16 protein-coding genes and 1 pseudogene are annotated in these 15,317 nt (G+C 64.0%); 13 read left to right on the forward strand and 4 right to left on the reverse strand.

Annotated elements, in window-relative coordinates; all coding sequences use genetic code 11:
• Positions 1-7 precede the first annotated feature (7 nt).
• From XH88_RS09230 to ccoG, 3 genes are read left to right on the forward strand one after another with little or no spacing between them, the layout of a single operon-like run.
• Positions 8-517, forward strand: coding sequence for a DUF2249 domain-containing protein (locus tag XH88_RS09230; protein ID WP_271615080.1), 510 nt, complete (start codon positions 8-10; stop codon positions 515-517).
• Positions 514-828, forward strand: a complete 315-nt coding sequence (locus XH88_RS09235) for a metal-sulfur cluster assembly factor (RefSeq protein ID WP_271615081.1) — start codon at positions 514-516, stop codon at positions 826-828. The genes XH88_RS09230 and XH88_RS09235 overlap by 4 nt, the downstream gene beginning before the upstream one ends.
• A gap of 9 nt (positions 829-837) precedes the next feature.
• A complete protein-coding gene (gene ccoG / locus XH88_RS09240; protein WP_271615082.1) occupies positions 838-2,262 on the forward strand; it encodes a cytochrome c oxidase accessory protein CcoG in 1,425 nt (474 codons plus the stop codon).
• A 234-nt stretch (positions 2,263-2,496) separates the two neighbouring features.
• Here ccoG and hemE read toward each other — a convergent pair whose 3' ends face one another.
• Positions 2,497-3,531: a uroporphyrinogen decarboxylase gene (gene hemE / locus XH88_RS09245; RefSeq protein ID WP_271615083.1), complete on the reverse strand. Its 1,035-nt coding sequence runs from the start codon at positions 3,529-3,531 to the stop codon at positions 2,497-2,499.
• Between the two features lie 111 nt (positions 3,532-3,642).
• Between hemE and XH88_RS09250 the strand changes: the two genes are divergently transcribed.
• Positions 3,643-3,858 (forward strand): hypothetical protein, encoded by a 216-nt coding sequence (locus tag XH88_RS09250; RefSeq protein ID WP_271615084.1) that lies wholly within the window; start codon positions 3,643-3,645, stop codon positions 3,856-3,858.
• Between the two features lie 174 nt (positions 3,859-4,032).
• Entirely contained in the window at positions 4,033-5,934 is a 1,902-nt protein-coding gene (locus tag XH88_RS09255) for a diguanylate cyclase (protein ID WP_271615085.1), read from the forward strand.
• 3 nt (positions 5,935-5,937) lie between these two features.
• On the opposite strand, the gene XH88_RS09260 is transcribed toward XH88_RS09255, so the two are convergent.
• Complete coding sequence (locus XH88_RS09260; RefSeq protein WP_271615086.1) at positions 5,938-6,156, reverse strand: SlyX family protein; 219 nt, start codon at positions 6,154-6,156, stop codon at positions 5,938-5,940.
• Complete coding sequence (gene trhO / locus XH88_RS09265; protein WP_271615087.1) at positions 6,146-6,898, reverse strand: oxygen-dependent tRNA uridine(34) hydroxylase TrhO; 753 nt, start codon at positions 6,896-6,898, stop codon at positions 6,146-6,148. The genes XH88_RS09260 and trhO overlap by 11 nt, the downstream gene beginning before the upstream one ends.
• A gap of 177 nt (positions 6,899-7,075) precedes the next feature.
• Between trhO and ggt the strand changes: the two genes are divergently transcribed.
• The 5 genes from ggt to XH88_RS09290 all read left to right on the forward strand — a co-directional run bounded on the left by ggt (position 7,076) and on the right by XH88_RS09290 (position 13,284).
• The gene (ggt, locus tag XH88_RS09270; protein ID WP_271615088.1) at positions 7,076-8,662 is read left to right on the forward strand and encodes a gamma-glutamyltransferase; all 1,587 of its coding nucleotides are present in this window, start codon (positions 7,076-7,078) and stop codon (positions 8,660-8,662) included.
• A gap of 165 nt (positions 8,663-8,827) precedes the next feature.
• Positions 8,828-9,442, forward strand: a complete 615-nt coding sequence (locus tag XH88_RS09275) for a (2Fe-2S)-binding protein (protein WP_271615089.1) — start codon at positions 8,828-8,830, stop codon at positions 9,440-9,442.
• Between the two features lie 4 nt (positions 9,443-9,446).
• Positions 9,447-10,463: an FAD binding domain-containing protein gene (locus XH88_RS09280; protein ID WP_271615090.1), complete on the forward strand. Its 1,017-nt coding sequence runs from the start codon at positions 9,447-9,449 to the stop codon at positions 10,461-10,463.
• A gap of 2 nt (positions 10,464-10,465) precedes the next feature.
• The gene (locus XH88_RS09285; RefSeq protein ID WP_271615091.1) at positions 10,466-12,757 is read left to right on the forward strand and encodes a xanthine dehydrogenase family protein molybdopterin-binding subunit; all 2,292 of its coding nucleotides are present in this window, start codon (positions 10,466-10,468) and stop codon (positions 12,755-12,757) included.
• Between the two features lie 62 nt (positions 12,758-12,819).
• The gene (locus XH88_RS09290; RefSeq protein ID WP_271615092.1) at positions 12,820-13,284 is read left to right on the forward strand and encodes an FKBP-type peptidyl-prolyl cis-trans isomerase; all 465 of its coding nucleotides are present in this window, start codon (positions 12,820-12,822) and stop codon (positions 13,282-13,284) included.
• 58 nt (positions 13,285-13,342) lie between these two features.
• Here XH88_RS09290 and XH88_RS09295 read toward each other — a convergent pair whose 3' ends face one another.
• Positions 13,343-13,561 carry a CsbD family protein gene (locus XH88_RS09295; RefSeq protein ID WP_271615093.1) on the reverse strand — a complete coding sequence of 73 codons (219 nt, stop codon included), beginning with the start codon at positions 13,559-13,561 and terminating at the stop codon, positions 13,343-13,345.
• A gap of 133 nt (positions 13,562-13,694) precedes the next feature.
• On the opposite strand from XH88_RS09295, the gene XH88_RS09300 reads away from it, so the two are divergent.
• The 3 genes and pseudogenes from XH88_RS09300 (at position 13,695) to XH88_RS09310 (ending at position 15,276) form a co-directional block, all read left to right on the forward strand.
• Positions 13,695-14,207, forward strand: a complete 513-nt coding sequence (locus tag XH88_RS09300; RefSeq protein ID WP_106951232.1) for a cupin domain-containing protein — start codon at positions 13,695-13,697, stop codon at positions 14,205-14,207.
• A 125-nt stretch (positions 14,208-14,332) separates the two neighbouring features.
• A pseudogene (locus XH88_RS09305) lies at positions 14,333-14,761 on the forward strand (VOC family protein).
• A gap of 26 nt (positions 14,762-14,787) precedes the next feature.
• Positions 14,788-15,276, forward strand: a complete 489-nt coding sequence (locus XH88_RS09310) for a VOC family protein (RefSeq protein WP_271615094.1) — start codon at positions 14,788-14,790, stop codon at positions 15,274-15,276.
• The last annotated feature ends 41 nt before the right edge of the window (positions 15,277-15,317 follow it).

A 15,317-nucleotide genomic window follows, 5' to 3' on the forward strand; every position in this document is an offset into this window, starting at 1 on the left:
GATCGCAATGGCCGATTATTTGGACGTCGATGCCCGTCCGATCCTGCGTGCCGGAGGCGAGCCGTTCTCGGCCATCATGGCCGCGGTCGGTCGCCTCCAAGAAGGGCAGGGTCTCCGCCTCTACGCGCCGTTCAAGCCGGTCCCTTTGTTCACCGTCATGGCCGACAAGGGCTTCGCTCATTCGGCAAGCGAACTCGGAGGCGGTGAATGGGAGGTGCTGTTCACGCCTGTTGGAGCCAAGCCGGAAACCACACCGATCGCCGCAAGCAATTCGCCCTTCGCCGCCTGGCCCGAGCCTGTCGTGGAGCTCGACAACCGCGATCTCGATCCGCCCGAGCCCATGGTCCGGATCCTCGCTGCGGCTGAAAAGCTCGGGCCTGGCGAGACGCTGTCGTCTCTTCTGCGGCGAGAGCCGGTGTTCCTGTTTCCTCAGCTCGAGAAGCGGGGCTTTCGCTGGCTCGGTGGATTTCGCCCTGACGGTGCCACCTACGAACTGACCGTGAGGGCGCCATCATGACGGACCAGTTGGTCGAGGACATCCGCGGCGCGCTGCGCGTCGTGATCGATCCCGAACTCGGCAAAAACATCGTCGATCTCGGCTTCGTTTACGACATTGCAGTCGCGGATGGGGCGGTCCGCATCACGATGACGGCGACGACGCCCGGGTGTCCCGCGACGTCCTTCCTGAAGGAAGGAGTGCAGGCGGCGGCGTTGATCGTTCCAGGGGTCGCTTCCGTCGACGTGGCAATGACCTTCGAACCGGCCTGGACCCCCGATCTCATAGAGGCCGGGGTCCGCGCCTCGCTCGGCTTCGCCGCCGTGAATTGACCGTGCGTTATGGCCATCACCATCGAGATCAATCACGCGAAGACGCGGGCCAAGGCAGCTGCTGCAGCCGGTTCGCCCGTCGTTCCGCAGGCCGCCAAAGGTCCCATCCGAAGGATCAAATGGGCCATCTTGCTGCTGACCCTGTCGATCTACTACGTCGCCCCGTTCATCCGATGGGATCGCGGACCGAACGCGCCCGACCAGGCCGTGCTGCTCGACTTCGCCAACGGGCGCCTCTACGCGTTCTTCGTCGAGATATGGCCTCAGGATCTCTATCTGGTCACGGGCCTCCTGGTGCTCGCCTCGACGATCCTGATCCTCACCAACGCGCTGGCGGGGCGTCTCTGGTGTGGCTTCGCATGTCCCCAGACGGTCTGGACCGATCTGTTCCTATTGGTCGAGCGCCTGATCGAAGGCGACAGGCGCCAGCGTCTCAAGAACATCGGAGCGCCCCTCACGCCCAAGCGGTTCGTCCAGACCGTCGCCAAGCACGCGGCGTGGCTTCTGATCTCGCTGGCGACAGGCGGCACGCTGATCTTCTACTTCGCCGACGCGCCGGACCTGCTGCGGGGCTTGGCTGCCGGCAATCTGTCAGCCAACGCCCTGACCTGGATCGTGGTGTTCACGGGTACGACATATGGGCTTGCGGGTTTTGCGCGCGAGCAGGTCTGCACCTTCATGTGCCCCTGGCCGCGCCTGCAGGGCGCGATCTGGGATCCCGAGGCCTATACCGTCAATTATCGCGACTACCGCGGCGAGCAGCGGACGTCCGCGAAGAAGGCCGCCGAATTGCGCCTGCGGGGTGAGACGGCCGGCGATTGCGTGGACTGTGGCCAGTGCGTCGCGGTCTGTCCGATCGGCATCGACATCCGGGAGGGTCCGAATTTCGCATGCATCAATTGCGGCCTCTGTGTCGATGCATGCGACGGCGTGATGGCGAAGCTCGGGCGCCCGCGGGGTCTGATTGATTACGAAAGCTGGGCCAATATCGAACGGGGGCGCAGCAAGGAGCCTCCTCGCAACCGTCTGCTGCGGCCGAAGACGCTCGGCCTTACGGCGGCCTGCCTTGCGCTGGCTGGAACGATCGGCGTTGCGTTCGCGATGAAGACCACCGCGACCCTGTCGGTCCAGCACGATCGCGATCCCGTCGCCGTTCGCCTGTCGGACGGTTCCCTGCGCAATGCCTACACGGTAAAGCTCCTCAACAAGTCGTCGAGCCCTCATCGTTACACGCTGTCCGTCAGCGGCATCGACGGAAGGCTTTCCATCGTTGGCAACGAGGGCCTCGCTCCGATCGAGATCGCCGCCGACGCCTCGGAATCCCTGCGCGTGACCTTGACGGCAGCGGACACCGAGCAGCGGGACGTTGTGTTCACGGCCCGCGACGAGACCGGTCGCGCGCTCTCTGCCGCGGATCGCTTCATCGAGCGGTGACGCGATCGATGAAGGTCCCCGAGGTCATCTCGAGATTCGCTGCGTTGAGCCGCGCGGCCGAACGCCAACGGGCACTCGGGTGATGATGGCAATATGCGCCTGTTTTGCCCGACGGGTCAAACAATATTCGGAAAAGGCGCATAGCCGCATCACGCGAAATTCTTCAACAATTTGTACGGTGCATGGGGTTGTTTTCGCGGTTTTGTGTCTGCCCCACGCCGAGGGCGTGACAAATCACCCCCGCACGCGTTTGAGCATCTGCTCGACATGGGCGATCGGCGTCTCCGGCTGGATGCCATGGCCGAGATTGAAGATGAAGCGCCCCTTCGCAAAGTTCGCGAGCACGTCATCCACCGCGCGGTCGAGCGCTGCGCCGCCCGTGATCAGCACCAGCGGATCGAGATTGCCCTGCACGGCGACGCGGCTTTGCACACGCTCGCGGATGAAGGCGGGCTCCGCGGTCCAGTCGATGCTGACAGCATCGACGCCGGTTGCCTCGACATAACCGGGCAATTGTGCGCCGGCCCCGCGGGGGAAACCGATGATCCTGGCGTCCGGCACCTTGGCGCGCACGCCTTCGACGATGCGGCGCATCGGCTCGGTCGACCAGCGCGCGAACTCGGCCGGTGGCAGCACGCCGGCCCAGGTGTCGAAGATCTGCAAGGCATTGGCGCCGGCCTCGAGCTGCGCCAGCAGATAGTGAATCGAATTCTCCACCAGCACGTCGATGATCTTGGAAAATGCCTCCGGATGCCGGTAGGCCATCATCCGCGCCGGCGCCTGGTCCGGCGTGCCCTGGCCCGCGACCATGTAGGTCGCAACCGTCCACGGCGCGCCGCAGAAGCCGATCAGCGCGACATTAGGATCGAGCGCGCCGCGCACGATCTTGAGCGCATCGAACACCGGTTGGAGCTTGCCGAAGTCGGCCTGCCTGGCGAGCGTTCCGACCTTCGCCGGATCGTCCAGCGGCTCGAGCCGTGGACCTTCGCCGACCTCGAACCGCACCTCACGGCCGAGCGCGTAGGGCATCACCAGGATGTCGGAGAAGATGATCGCCGCGTCGAATCCGAACCGGCGGATCGGCTGCAGCGTGACTTCGGCGGCGAGCTCCGGATTGAAGCAGAGATCGAGGAAGCTGCCGGCCTTGGCGCGCACCTCGCGATACTCAGGCAGATAGCGGCCGGCCTGCCGCATCATCCACATGGGCGGGACGGTTTGCCGCTGGCCGGTGAGCACGTCGATGAAGGGCTTTGTCGCAGACTGGGGCACGAGTGATCCTGATGCAGATTCAGGTTCCTGATACACCGTGGGAGGCCCGAGCGGAACAGGGGAACCAGCGCAAATACGCCGCGTTGCCCCTGCCAATGAAGGAGGAATTCCATGGCTCAGACATTCAATCCCGCGCCGCACGACAAGCACGCCCAGGATCTGCGCGAGGCGCTCGCGGCCGACCGTCACGCCAAGCTCGATACCGGGTTGGAAGATACCTTCCCTGCATCCGATCCCGTCAGCGCCGCGCAGCCGACGCCGTCGAAGGCCGACGCGGAGGCCGACCATCCCTCGCTTTGGGACAAGGTCAAGTCGATCTTCAGCTAGCGGACGGACCGCCGCCAGTTTCCGATAGCCTTGATAGGACCTTGTTAGTGATCTGCGGAGAGCCCGGTCCGTAGGAGTACGGAAAAACCCGTAGATGATTGCGAATCGCAATGGGCGCTTCAGGGTTCAATAAGAGAAGCGGCAGAGTTTCCGGCCATTGGAGATTTCTGCCGCGTGAACGTCGCCTCACAGAGAACCGGATGGAGCCGCCTGCCGTTGCGCGCGGCGGCTTTCGTCGTGCTCACCTGCGTGGCGATCCTCGGCGTCAGCGGCTGGCGTGAATGGGCCGCGCGGGACGCGGTGCTCAAGGGCGCCGAGACCGAGATGGCGAACGTCGCGCGCTCGTTGACGCAGCATGCCGAAGACAGCCTCGACCTGCTGGATTCCGGCGTGGTCGGCGTCGTCAGCCGGCTGGAGATGGACGGCACCGGGCCGTCCACGATTGCTAAGCTCGGCAAAGTTCTCGAAGCCCGCAAGGCGGCGGTCGCGCGCATCCACAGCCTTGCCATCATCGACGACAAGGGCAACTGGCTGACCTCGCCTGGTACCATCGAATCGACGCTCAGCGACGACACGTTCTTCCGTCACCATCAGCTCTCGCCGAAGCGCGAGGCCTATGTCGGTCATCCCGTGAAGAGCGTGCTCGATGGGCAATCGGTCGTCACCCTGTCGCGCCGATTCAACAAGCCGGATGGCAGCTTCGGCGGCGTCGTGCTCGCAACGATCAGCGCCGGCTATCTCTCGCACTTCTACGAGCAGTTCGAGATCGGCCGCAACAGCTCGGTCGCGCTCGTGCACGGCGACGGCCTGATCATCGCCCGCAATCCGAACAACGAGCGGTTCGTCGGACGCAGCGTCGCCGACGCACCGCTGTTCCGCGACCCGAGCCTGCAACGGCCGAGTGGCGCCTATCATTTCAAATCGCGGCTGGATGGCGCCCAGCGGGTCAGTTTCTTCAAGCGCAGCAGCCGTTACCCGCTCCTTGTGCTCGCCACCGTCGATCAGGAAGAGTTGCTCGCGCCGTGGCGCGCAGCGGCGATTTCACGCATGCTGTACGTGATGGCGCTGGTGATGCTGATCGCGATCATCGGCGCGGTGCTGGTGCGGCAGTTGCATCGCGGCCAGCGCATGGCCGCGGCCTTGGTCGAGAAGGAGGCGCATTTCCGCCTGCTCGCGGAAGGCTCCAGCGACATGGTCACCCGTATCGGCCTCGACGAGCGGCTGCGCTACGTCTCGCCCTCGTCCAATCGCGTCGTCGGCTGGCGCCCCAATCAGCTGATCGGCACGGACGCGCTCGCCGGCATCCATCCGGAGGACCGGCCGCACGTCCAGGCCGTCGTCGACGCCATGAAGCGCGGCGAAACGGACGAAGCTCGGGTCACTTACCGCAACGTGCATCGGCAGAAGTCCGAGGTCTGGCTGGAATCGACCATGCGCGTCACGCGCAAGGACAACGGCAGCGTCGACGGCGTGGTCGCAATCTCGCGCGACATCACCGAGCAGAAGCAGTTGGAGACCAGGCTCGAGACGCTCGCGATCGAGGACAGCCTCACCGGGCTTGCCAACCGCCGCCGTTTCGACGAGCGGCTCGACGAAGAATGGGCGCGTGCTTACCGCGACCGTTCCAGCTTGGGCCTCTTGATGATCGACGTCGATCATTTCAAGGCCTACAACGACGAATATGGCCATCCCGCGGGCGATGCCTGCTTGCGCGTGGTCGCAAAGATCATCGCGGCCGAGATCCAGCGGGTCGGCGATCTCGCGGCGCGTTATGGCGGTGAGGAATTCGCCATGCTGCTGCCGAACACCGATGCCGCCGGCTGCGCCAGGGTCGGCGAGCGGATCCGCAGCGCTGTCCACGATGCAGGTCTGATCCATGCTTGCAGTCCGGCGTCCTGCGTCACCGTTTCGGTCGGCGGCGCGGCCTGCCGGCCGGCGTTCGAGCGCACCGCGGGCACGGGATCGCTGGTGGAGGCTGCGGACAGGGCGCTTTACGCTGCCAAGAATGCCGGCCGCGACCAGCTGGTCATGTCCGGTGAGGTCACGAACCTGCTGCCCAAGGCGTCTGGTCAGTAGTCATCAATAGTGCGGCGGCCGCTCGTTGGCGGGGCCCGGCGCATTGGCTTCGGTCTCCTGCAGGCGCTCGCTGAGCTGCGCGAGTTGCCGCGTCAGCGTGTCGATCTGCTTCCACTGCGCGGTGATGGTCTGGTTCAACGTCTCGATCGTGTCGTCCTGGTAGGCGAGGCGGGTCTCGAGCGTGTCGAGACGCTCAGCCAGTGCCTTGATCTCATTCGTCACGTGGGTGCCCCTTATCCCGTTCGCGCAATCCGTGACCGAGCGCGACGCGCTCGTCGAACACGAAGCATTCGCCGCGCCAGCGGCTCTGCGCCTCAGGGATCTGTTCGAGGTATTTCAGGATACCGCCCTTGAGGTGATAGACCTCGGCAAAGCCGCGGGCCAGCAGATGCGCGCTCGCCTTCTCGCAGCGGATGCCGCCGGTGCAGAACATCGCGATCCGCCGGTGCCTCGCCGGATCGAGCTTTTCCGCGGCAAATTCCTTGAACTGGCCAAAGCTCTTGATGTCGGGATCGACCGCACCCTCGAACGTCCCCATAGCCACCTCGAAGGCATTGCGGGTGTCGAGCACAAGCGTGTCGGGTGAGGCGATCAGCGCATTCCATTCGTTCGCATCGACATAGACGCCGACCTGCCGGGTCGGATCGGCTTCCGCATCGCCAAGCGTGACGATCTCCTTCTTCAGCCGCACCTTGAGCCGGCCGAACGGCATCGCTTCCGCGGTCGAGTATTTCAATTCGAGATTGTTCAGCCTGCCGCCAAACATGTCGCCATGTGCGAGCTCGTGTGCGAAGGCGTCAATCGCGTCGGGTGCCCCGGCGATGGTACCGTTGATGCCCTCCTGGGCCAACAGCACGCTACCCTTGAGGGAGAGGCCGGCACAGAACGCGCGTAGCGGCTCGCGCAGCGCGCGGTAATCGGGCAGGGCGGCGAATTGGTAGAAGGCGCAGACCTTGTAAATCATGCGTCCGTTTAGCAGGCGGTCCGAAAACCCGCTACCGATAGCTCTATTCCCAGCGGATGGCAGCCATCTTCCTGGTATGCCAACGTTGCCCCGACGGACTGGAATGTGTCATGTAAGCCTTGTTTTCAGGGATGGCGGACTATCCGCGCCCCCGGTCTGAGAAAGAGCAAGAATTCGATGAGAAACTTCCATTTTCCCGGCAGGTCCACGGTCCATGCCACCAACGCGATGGTGGCGACCTCGCATCCGCAGGCGTCGCTGGCCGCGATCGAGGTGCTGCGCGAGGGCGGCACGGCGGTGGACGCGGCAGTGGCAGGTTCCGCCTTGCTCGGTGTGATCGAACCGCAATCGACCGGCATCGGCGGCGACTGCTTTGCGTTGATCCAGCCGCGTGGCGAGGGCAAGATCATCGCCTATAACGGTTCGGGCCGCGCGCCGATGGCGGCGAACGCCGACTGGTATCTCGAGCGCAAGATCAATTCGGTGCCGCTGACCTCGGCCCATGCGGTTTCGATCCCCGGCGTGATCGACGCCTTCGCGACCGTGCTGCGCGACCACGGCAAATTCGGTTTCGACCGCCTGCTCCAGCCGGCGATTAAGGCGGCCGAGGAGGGCTATGTCGTCGCCCCCCGCATCGCCTTCGACTGGAAGAACCAGTTCGAGAAACTGAAGGGCGGCACCAACACCGTGCGCTACCTCTTGCCGGGCGGCAAGCCGCCGGTCGCCGGCGACGTCATCCGCCAGGCCGAGCTCGGCAAGACGCTGCGCGCGCTCGCCAAGGACGGCCGCGATGCTTTCTACAAGGGGCCGATCGCGGAGGACATGGTCGAGACCCTGCGCGGCATCGGCGGCCTGCACACGCTCGACGATTTCGCCGCGCACACTACGGAAGTCACGACGCCGATCGGCACGATATACAAGGGTTACGACGTCTGGCAGTGTCCGCCGAACGGCCCTGGCGTCACCGCGCTGTTGATGCTCAACATCCTGTCGCGCTTCGACCTGACCAAGTACGCGCCGGTCAGCGTCGAGCGCTTCCATATCGAGGCGGAGGCCGCACGCATCGCCTACATGAATCGCGAGATGCACGTCGCCTCTCCCGATCACATGAAGATCAACGTCGCCGAGATGCTCGAGAAGGGCTTTGCGGACGAGTATATCAGCAAGATCCGCACGGACGGTTTGCTCGACCTGCCCAATGTCGCACCGCCGATGAATCCCTCGACCATTTACATCACGGTCGTGGACAAAGACCGCAACGTCTGCTCGTTCATCAACTCGGTCGCGCATTCCTTCGGCTCGGCCATCGTGTCCAACAAGACAGGCGTGCTGTTCCAGAACCGCGCCGGCGGATTCCGCATCCAGCCGGGCCATCCCAACTGCATCGAAGGCGGCAAGCGTCCGCTGCACACGATCATGCCGGGCCTGCTCACCAAGGGCGGCCGTTCCACGATGTCGTTCGCGGTGATGGGCGGACAGTACCAGCCGACCGGCCAGACCCATCTCCTGTCTAATCTTATCGACTACGGCTGTGACGTGCAGGAGGCGATCGATATGCCGCGCGGCCTGCACTATGAGGGCCAGTACCAGCTCGAGGACAGCGTGCCGGTCGCTGTCGTCGAGGGCCTCAAGAAGCTCGGCCACAAGACCACCAGCGTGGTCGGCCCGCTCGGCGGCGCCCAGGCGATCTGGATCGACTGGGACAAGGGAACGTTGACCGGCGGTTCCGACCCGCGCAAGGACGGCTGCGCGCTCGGTTATTGATCGCCGCGAGGTTCCTTCGCACGGGATCAGGAAAAATTGACGACGGGCGACGCGGCATCTTGCTGCGTCGCCCTTTCTCGTTCGGAACGGAGCTCATTGCTTCAGGTTATGGGGCGATGAGCGGCGCAGGCGTGCGCTGCTTGGTTGAGAGCGGTGAGGCCGTCCATGTCCGAAAAACCAGGTTCCCGACCATCCGGATTCGATCGGCGCACCTTCATGGCGGGCGCCGCCGGCAGCGCCCTTGTTCCGATGACAGCGCGCGCGGCCGCGCAGGATCCGAGTTCATCGTCCAGACAAGATCCATCGCTTCCGGTCGACGTCACGCTGCGGGTCAACGGCCAGGACAAGCGCCTGAGTCTCGACGCACGCACCACGGTGCTGGATGCATTGCGCGAGCATCTCAAGCTCACCGGCAGCAAGAAGGGATGCGACCACGGACAGTGCGGCGCCTGTACCGTGCTGATCGGCGACCGCCGCGTGGTGTCGTGCCTGACGCTGGCGCTTGCGGTTGAAGGGCTGGAGATCACGACCATCGAAGGACTCGCGACCGACGACCATCTGCATCCGATGCAGCAGGCCTTCGTCGACAACGATGCCTTCCAATGCGGTTATTGCACGCCGGGCCAGATCATGTCGGCGATTGCCTGCGTGAAGGAGGGGCATGCCGGCAGCGATGCCGACATCCGCGAGTACATGAGCGGTAACATCTGCCGCTGCGCCGCCTATCCCAACATCGTCGCTGCCGTGAAGCAGGCCGCTCCCGAGATCATGAAAGGCTAGGCGCATGCGACCGTTTGTGTATCAGAGGGCGACAGACCCCGATACGGCCGTGCAGGTGCTTAGCGCCGCCGCGACCGCCAACCACCCGCTGACCCGGGCGACCGCACAGCCGCTCGCCGGCGGCACCACGCTGATCGACCTGATGAAGCTCGACGTGATGCGGCCAGCCGCGATCGTCGATATCAATCCGCTTGCGCAAGGCTGGTCGGCGATCGAACCGGGCAGCGAGAGACTGCGGCTCGGCGCACTCGCAAAGATGTCCGATGTCGCCGCGCATGACGAGATCCTGCGCAACTATCCGGTCATCGCCAATTCCCTGAAGCTCGCCGCCAGCGCCCAGCTCCGCAACATGGCAACGCTCGGCGGCAACGTGATGCAGCGGACGCGTTGCAGCTATTTTCGCGATGTCTCCTACGAGAATTGCAACAAGCGTAATCCGGGCTCCGGCTGTGCCGCGATGGACGGCGTCAACCGCATGCATGCGGTGCTCGGCACTTCCGATCAGTGCATCGCGACCTACCCCGGCGATTTCGCCCAGGCGCTGATCGCGCTGGATGCCACGGTCGAGGTTACCGGCAGATCCGGGACCCGCAGCATGCCGTTTGCGGAGCTGCACAAGGCGCCCGGCAACACGCCTGAAATCGAGACCACGCTTCAGCCGGGCGAGTTGATCTCGGCCTTCGTCGTTCCCGGCCGCTGGCCCCGCTCGGTTTATCTGAAGGCGCGCGATCGGCAATCCTATGAATTCGCGCTGTCCTCGGCTGCGGTTGCGCTGGACGTGCAGGATGGGACGATTCGGGATGCGCGCGTGGCCCTCGGCGGTGTCGCTACCGTGCCCTGGCGCGCCCGTGAAGCGGAGGCGCAGCTCAAGGGGCAGAGATTCGATGACCGTCTGGCGCAGCGTGCCGCTGATGCTGCATTCGCTGAGGCCAAGGGACGCCAGCACAACAGCTTCAAGATTGCGCTCGGCAAGCGCGTGGTGGTCCGCGCGCTCCAGCAGGCCGTAACGATGGAGATCTGATCATGACAGCTGCTGCTCCCGAGCCGAAGGCGAATATGGGCCAGCCCGCGCCGCGCTATGATGCGGTTGCAAAGGTCACAGGGCGGGCGACCTATGGGTCGGACATGCCGCTGGACAATCCGGCCTATGCGTTCCTGGTCACCAGCGCAATTTCCAAAGGCCGCATCAACAGCTTCGGTCTCGACGACGCCAAGCGTGTCCGCGGCGTGATCGACATCGTCACGCACGAGAACGCGCCAAAACTGAAGGAGTCGAAACTCTTCAGCAATGGCGGCTATGCCGGCACGACCATCCAGCCGCTGAAATCCGCCGACGTCGCCCATGACGGCCAGATCATCGCGGTCGTCGTCGCGGAAAGCTACGAGGCGGCGCGCGAGGCCGCCAATCGCGTCAAGGTCAGCTACACGACCGTAACGCCGAGCGCGAGCTTCGACTCGCCGGGAACCACGAAAGCCGCCGCGAAAGGTCAGAATTCGCAATTCAAGGAAGATCCGAAAGTTGGCGATTTTGCCAAGGCATTCGACGAGGCGGAGGTGAAGCTTACCGCTTCGTACGAGACGCCGACACAGCATCACAATCCGATGGAGCTGTTTTCAACGAGCTGTGCCTGGATGGGCGACGATCTCGTCATCTATGAGCCCAGCCAGTACGTCTACGGCTTGAAGAACGGTGTCGCCGAGCAGCTCGGCATCGACGCCGACAAGGTGAGGGTGGTCAATCCCTATGTCGGCGGTGGTTTTGGATCACGCGGCTCGATGACGCCGCGCACCGCCATCATCGCCGGCATCGCCAGGCGGTTGAACCGACCGGTCAAGCTGGTCCCGACCCGCGACCAGGGCTTCACCATCGCAACCTATCGTGCCGAGACGCGGCACGAGATCAAGCTCGGCGCCAGGCGCGACGGGAAGCTCGTCGCGCTCAGGCACGAGGGCGTCGAGGTGTCCTCGCGTCCCGATCCCTATTGCGTCGGCGGCACCAAGACCACGACGCGGCTCTATGCCTGTCGGAATGTCGACAGCCTGGTCTCGATTGTGCGGGCGGATCGCAATACGCCGGGCTTCATGCGCTCGCCGCCGGAAGTGCCGTATCTGTTCGCGCTGGAGAGCGCGATGGATGAGCTGGCGGTGAAGCTCAGCATGGATCCGGTCGAGCTCCGCCGCGTCAACGACACCACCAGTGAGCCGATCGCCGGCAAGCCTTATACGTCGCGCTCGCTGATGCCGTGTTTCGACGAAGCTGCGAAAGCCTTCGGCTGGGCGCAGCGCTCGGTGACGCCGAAATCGATGTCCGACGGCGACTGGCTGATCGGCTACGGCTGCGCGGCGACTTGCTATCCGACACAGATGGGGCCGTCGGCCGCCCGCATACGGCTCCAGCGTGATGGCCGCACGCGTGTCGAGATCGCCGGCCATGAGATCGGCACCGGCGCCTACACCATCATCGCCCAGACCGCGTCCGAGCGGCTCGGTGTTCCCCTGGAGAAGGTCTCCGTCTTCATCGGCGACAGCGATCTGCCGCCTGCTCCGGTCGCGGGCGGATCCAATTCCACGGCGAGCACCTGCTCGGCGGTGATGATGGTGTGTGACCGGGTCCGCCAAAGATTGTTCAAGGCGCTGATGCCGAACGAAAGTCTCACCGACAAGGCCAAGGAAACGGTCGGCATCGGTCAGACGCCGACGACCCAAGCGGCAAAGAGTGATCGTCCACTTGATCTGGAGAAGGCCTTTGACGCGCTTGGCGCCGGTGTGGTCGAGGAATATGGCGAGTGGAAGCCGGAAGGCGCGCCGCTGGATTCCTTCAAGGCCATGCATAGCGGCCACGTGCGGCTGGTCGGTGGCGCCGCCATGAAGGACAAGATCGCCTATGCCTTCGGCGCCGAGTTCGTCGAGGTCCGCGTCAATCGCTTCACCCATGAGATCCGCTGCCCCCGGCTGGTCGGCGCCTTCGCGGCCGGCCGCATCATGAATCCGCGCACGGCGCGGAGTCAGCTCATGGGCGGGCTGATCTGGGGCATGTCCTCGGCGCTGCTCGAAGCCACCGAGATCGACGAACGCACCGCGCGTTACGTCAACGACAATTTCGCCGACTATCTCGTGCCCGTGAATGCGGATGTGCCTGGCGTCGAGGTGATCCTGCTCTCCGAGCAGGACGATCACATCAACCCGGCCGGCGCAAAGGGGCTCGGCGAGCTCGCCAATGTCGGCACCAACGCGGCGGTCTGCAACGCGATCTATCACGCCACCGGCCAGCGCATCCGCAAGCTGCCGGTCCGGCTGGAAAATATCGAGGTCTAAAGGGGGTGGAAACCGTAGGCCCGTTGCGCTAGACACCTCCCGCCTCAAACGAAGGGTGTTCTATGCAGCGTTTCCGGCGCATGCTCCTCGCCATCATGTCGGCACTCGCGATCATGACCCTGAGCGGGGTGTCGACATTCGTTTCCACCACGGCCTCGGCCCAGACCGCAGGAAAGACCATGACCACAGCTTCAGGATTACAGATCACCGATAGCGTCGTCGGCACCGGCGCCTCGCCGAAGGCCGGCCAGATCTGCGTGATGCACTACACCGGCTGGCTCTACGAGAACGGCCAGAAGGGCAAGAAATTCGACTCGTCGGTCGATCGCAACGAGCCGTTCGAATTCCCGATCGGCAAGGGCCGCGTGATCGCTGGCTGGGACGAGGGGGTTGCCACGATGAAGGTCGGCGGCAAGCGCACGCTGATCATCCCGCCGCAGCTCGGCTATGGGGCGCGCGGTGCCGGCGGCGTGATCCCGCCGAACGCGACCCTGATGTTCGATGTCGAACTGCTCGCGGTGAAGTGAGCGCACAAACAAAAAAGACCGGCCGTTCGGCCGGTCTTTTCATGTTCTGTCTAAGACTTTACTCGGTGGCGCGACGTGCTGACGCAGCAGCGCGATCAATCGCATCCTTGGCCGCGTCCTTGGCATCGCCCATGGCCTGCTGGCCCTTGCCCTTAACCTCCTGGACCGCACCTTCGCCCTTCATGCGTTCGGAGCCAGTGGCTTCACCGATACCCTGCTTGGCCTTGCCGATGGCTTCGTTGGCGCTGCCTTTGATTTTGTCGCTCGTGCTACCCATGAAACTCTCCTTGCAGTTTGATCGTAAGATTACGTCTGGCAGCTATGAGGGTTCCTATTTTGGTATGGCTTGCGCGCGCGGCTTTGGGCTAGCTTGCCGCGCACGGAACCAATAGAAACAGAAAGCAAGAGATATGACCGGCCATGACCACTCGCATTCTCACCATGACCACGATCACGACGATCGCTGGAAACATGACGGCGTGCGCGTCATTCCCGGCAATCAGCTCGATACCAACGTGCCCTCGACCGCAGGCATGGACCGAGCCGCGGCGATCAATTTCGCCCGTGTCGGAGCCCAGAAACTGTGGGCGGGCACGGTCAGCATCAAGCCGGACGCCAAGACCGGCGCACATCACCACGGCCATCTCGAAAGCGTCATCTATGTGGTGAAGGGCAGGGCGCGGATGCGTTGGGGCGAGAGCCTGCAATTCACCGCCGAGGCCGGCCCGGGGGATTTCATCTTCGTGCCGCCCTACGTGCCGCACCAGGAGATCAACGCCAGCCCCGACGAGGTGCTGGAATGCGTGTTGGTGCGTAGCGACGGCGAGGCGGTGGCGATCAACCTCGACATCGAACCGGTCGAGAAGCCCGAGACGGTGCTGTGGATCGACCCTGTTCATCGCGATCCGAACGAAAAGAAGTAGGCTGGCAAGCCGTGCGGGGTTCGGTACGACCGACCCCGCAGATAGCGCGCAAAAATATTCTGAAGCCGTGTCGGGTGGCAGCCCGGCCGTCCGTCCTTGGGCAGAACCCGCCCAAGGAGCTTTCGATGCCCAGGATGATTTTCCTTAATCTGCCGGTGACCGACCTGAAGCGTGCGACCGCTTTCTACGAGGCGATCGGGGCGACCAGAAACCCGCAATTCAGCGACGAGACGGCGAGCTGCATGGTCCTTTCCGAGACCATCTACGCGATGCTGACAACTCACGAGAAATTCCGCCAGTTCACGCCGAAGCCGATCGCAGATGCACGGACCTCGAACTAGGCGCTGTTCTGCCTGTCCGCCGACAGCCGGAACGAGGTCGACGAGATCGTGGGCAGGGCCGAGGTTGCAGGCGGGGTCGCCGATCCGAGCCCGAAGGACGAATACAGCTTCATGTATGGCCGCAGCTTTGAGGATCCGGACGGCCATATGTGGGGAGTGAACTGGCTGGACATGGCAGCCGTCCCTGCGAAGCCCGTTATGGCGACAGCCTGATCGTAATCTGAAGAGGAGCATTCAACATGTCCAAGCTGGTGCCCTGCATGTGGTTCAACGGCGATGCCGAGGAAGCCGCAAAGTTCTACGTCTCGCTGGTTCCGAATTCGGCGATCACGCACGTTCAGCGCAACGTATCCGATGGGCCGTCCGGCAAGGAGGGCTCGGTGCTCGTCGTCGAATTCACGGTGGCCGGCCAGCCGTTGGTCGCGCTCAACGGCGGCATGAAGGTGGACTATACCCACGCGCTGTCGTTGATGATCCATTGTGACGATCAGGCCCAGGTCGACAGCGTGTGGAATGCATTCCTCGCCAATGGCGGCAGAGAGCAGCAGTGCGGCTGGATCTACGACCGTTACGGCGTGTCCTGGCAGGTGGTGCCAAAGGTGATGTTCGACTTTCTCTCGAGCCCGGACAAGGCCGCCGCGGGCCGCGCGATGCAGGCGATGATGAAGATGGTGAAGCTTGACGTGGCGACTTTGCGCCGCGCGTTCGAGGGCAAGTCGGCGGCGTAACCTTGCTGTAGTCTCTCCACACACTCGGTGTCATCGCCCGG

The sequence above is a fragment of the Bradyrhizobium sp. CCBAU 51627 genome (assembly GCF_028128765.1).
In the GTDB taxonomy this organism is placed as follows: domain Bacteria; phylum Pseudomonadota; class Alphaproteobacteria; order Rhizobiales; family Xanthobacteraceae; genus Bradyrhizobium.

What these genes read in the sequence shown, in the direction of transcription:
- XH88_RS09230 (WP_271615080.1), top strand. Translation starts at nt 8, where the DNA reads ATGGCCGATTATTTGGACGTCGATGCCCGTCCGATCCTGCGTGCCGGA.
- XH88_RS09235 (WP_271615081.1), top strand. Translation starts at nt 514, where the DNA reads ATGACGGACCAGTTGGTCGAGGACATCCGCGGCGCGCTGCGCGTCGTG.
- ccoG (WP_271615082.1), top strand. Translation starts at nt 838, where the DNA reads ATGGCCATCACCATCGAGATCAATCACGCGAAGACGCGGGCCAAGGCA.
- XH88_RS09250 (WP_271615084.1), top strand. Translation starts at nt 3,643, where the DNA reads ATGGCTCAGACATTCAATCCCGCGCCGCACGACAAGCACGCCCAGGAT.
- trhO (WP_271615087.1), bottom strand. Translation starts at nt 6,898, where the DNA reads ATGATTTACAAGGTCTGCGCCTTCTACCAATTCGCCGCCCTGCCCGAT.
- ggt (WP_271615088.1), top strand. Translation starts at nt 7,076, where the DNA reads ATGAGAAACTTCCATTTTCCCGGCAGGTCCACGGTCCATGCCACCAAC.
- XH88_RS09275 (WP_271615089.1), top strand. Translation starts at nt 8,828, where the DNA reads ATGTCCGAAAAACCAGGTTCCCGACCATCCGGATTCGATCGGCGCACC.
- XH88_RS09280 (WP_271615090.1), top strand. Translation starts at nt 9,447, where the DNA reads ATGCGACCGTTTGTGTATCAGAGGGCGACAGACCCCGATACGGCCGTG.
- XH88_RS09285 (WP_271615091.1), top strand. Translation starts at nt 10,466, where the DNA reads ATGACAGCTGCTGCTCCCGAGCCGAAGGCGAATATGGGCCAGCCCGCG.
- XH88_RS09290 (WP_271615092.1), top strand. Translation starts at nt 12,820, where the DNA reads ATGCAGCGTTTCCGGCGCATGCTCCTCGCCATCATGTCGGCACTCGCG.
- XH88_RS09295 (WP_271615093.1), bottom strand. Translation starts at nt 13,561, where the DNA reads ATGGGTAGCACGAGCGACAAAATCAAAGGCAGCGCCAACGAAGCCATC.
- XH88_RS09300 (WP_106951232.1), top strand. Translation starts at nt 13,695, where the DNA reads ATGACCGGCCATGACCACTCGCATTCTCACCATGACCACGATCACGAC.
- XH88_RS09310 (WP_271615094.1), top strand. Translation starts at nt 14,788, where the DNA reads ATGTCCAAGCTGGTGCCCTGCATGTGGTTCAACGGCGATGCCGAGGAA.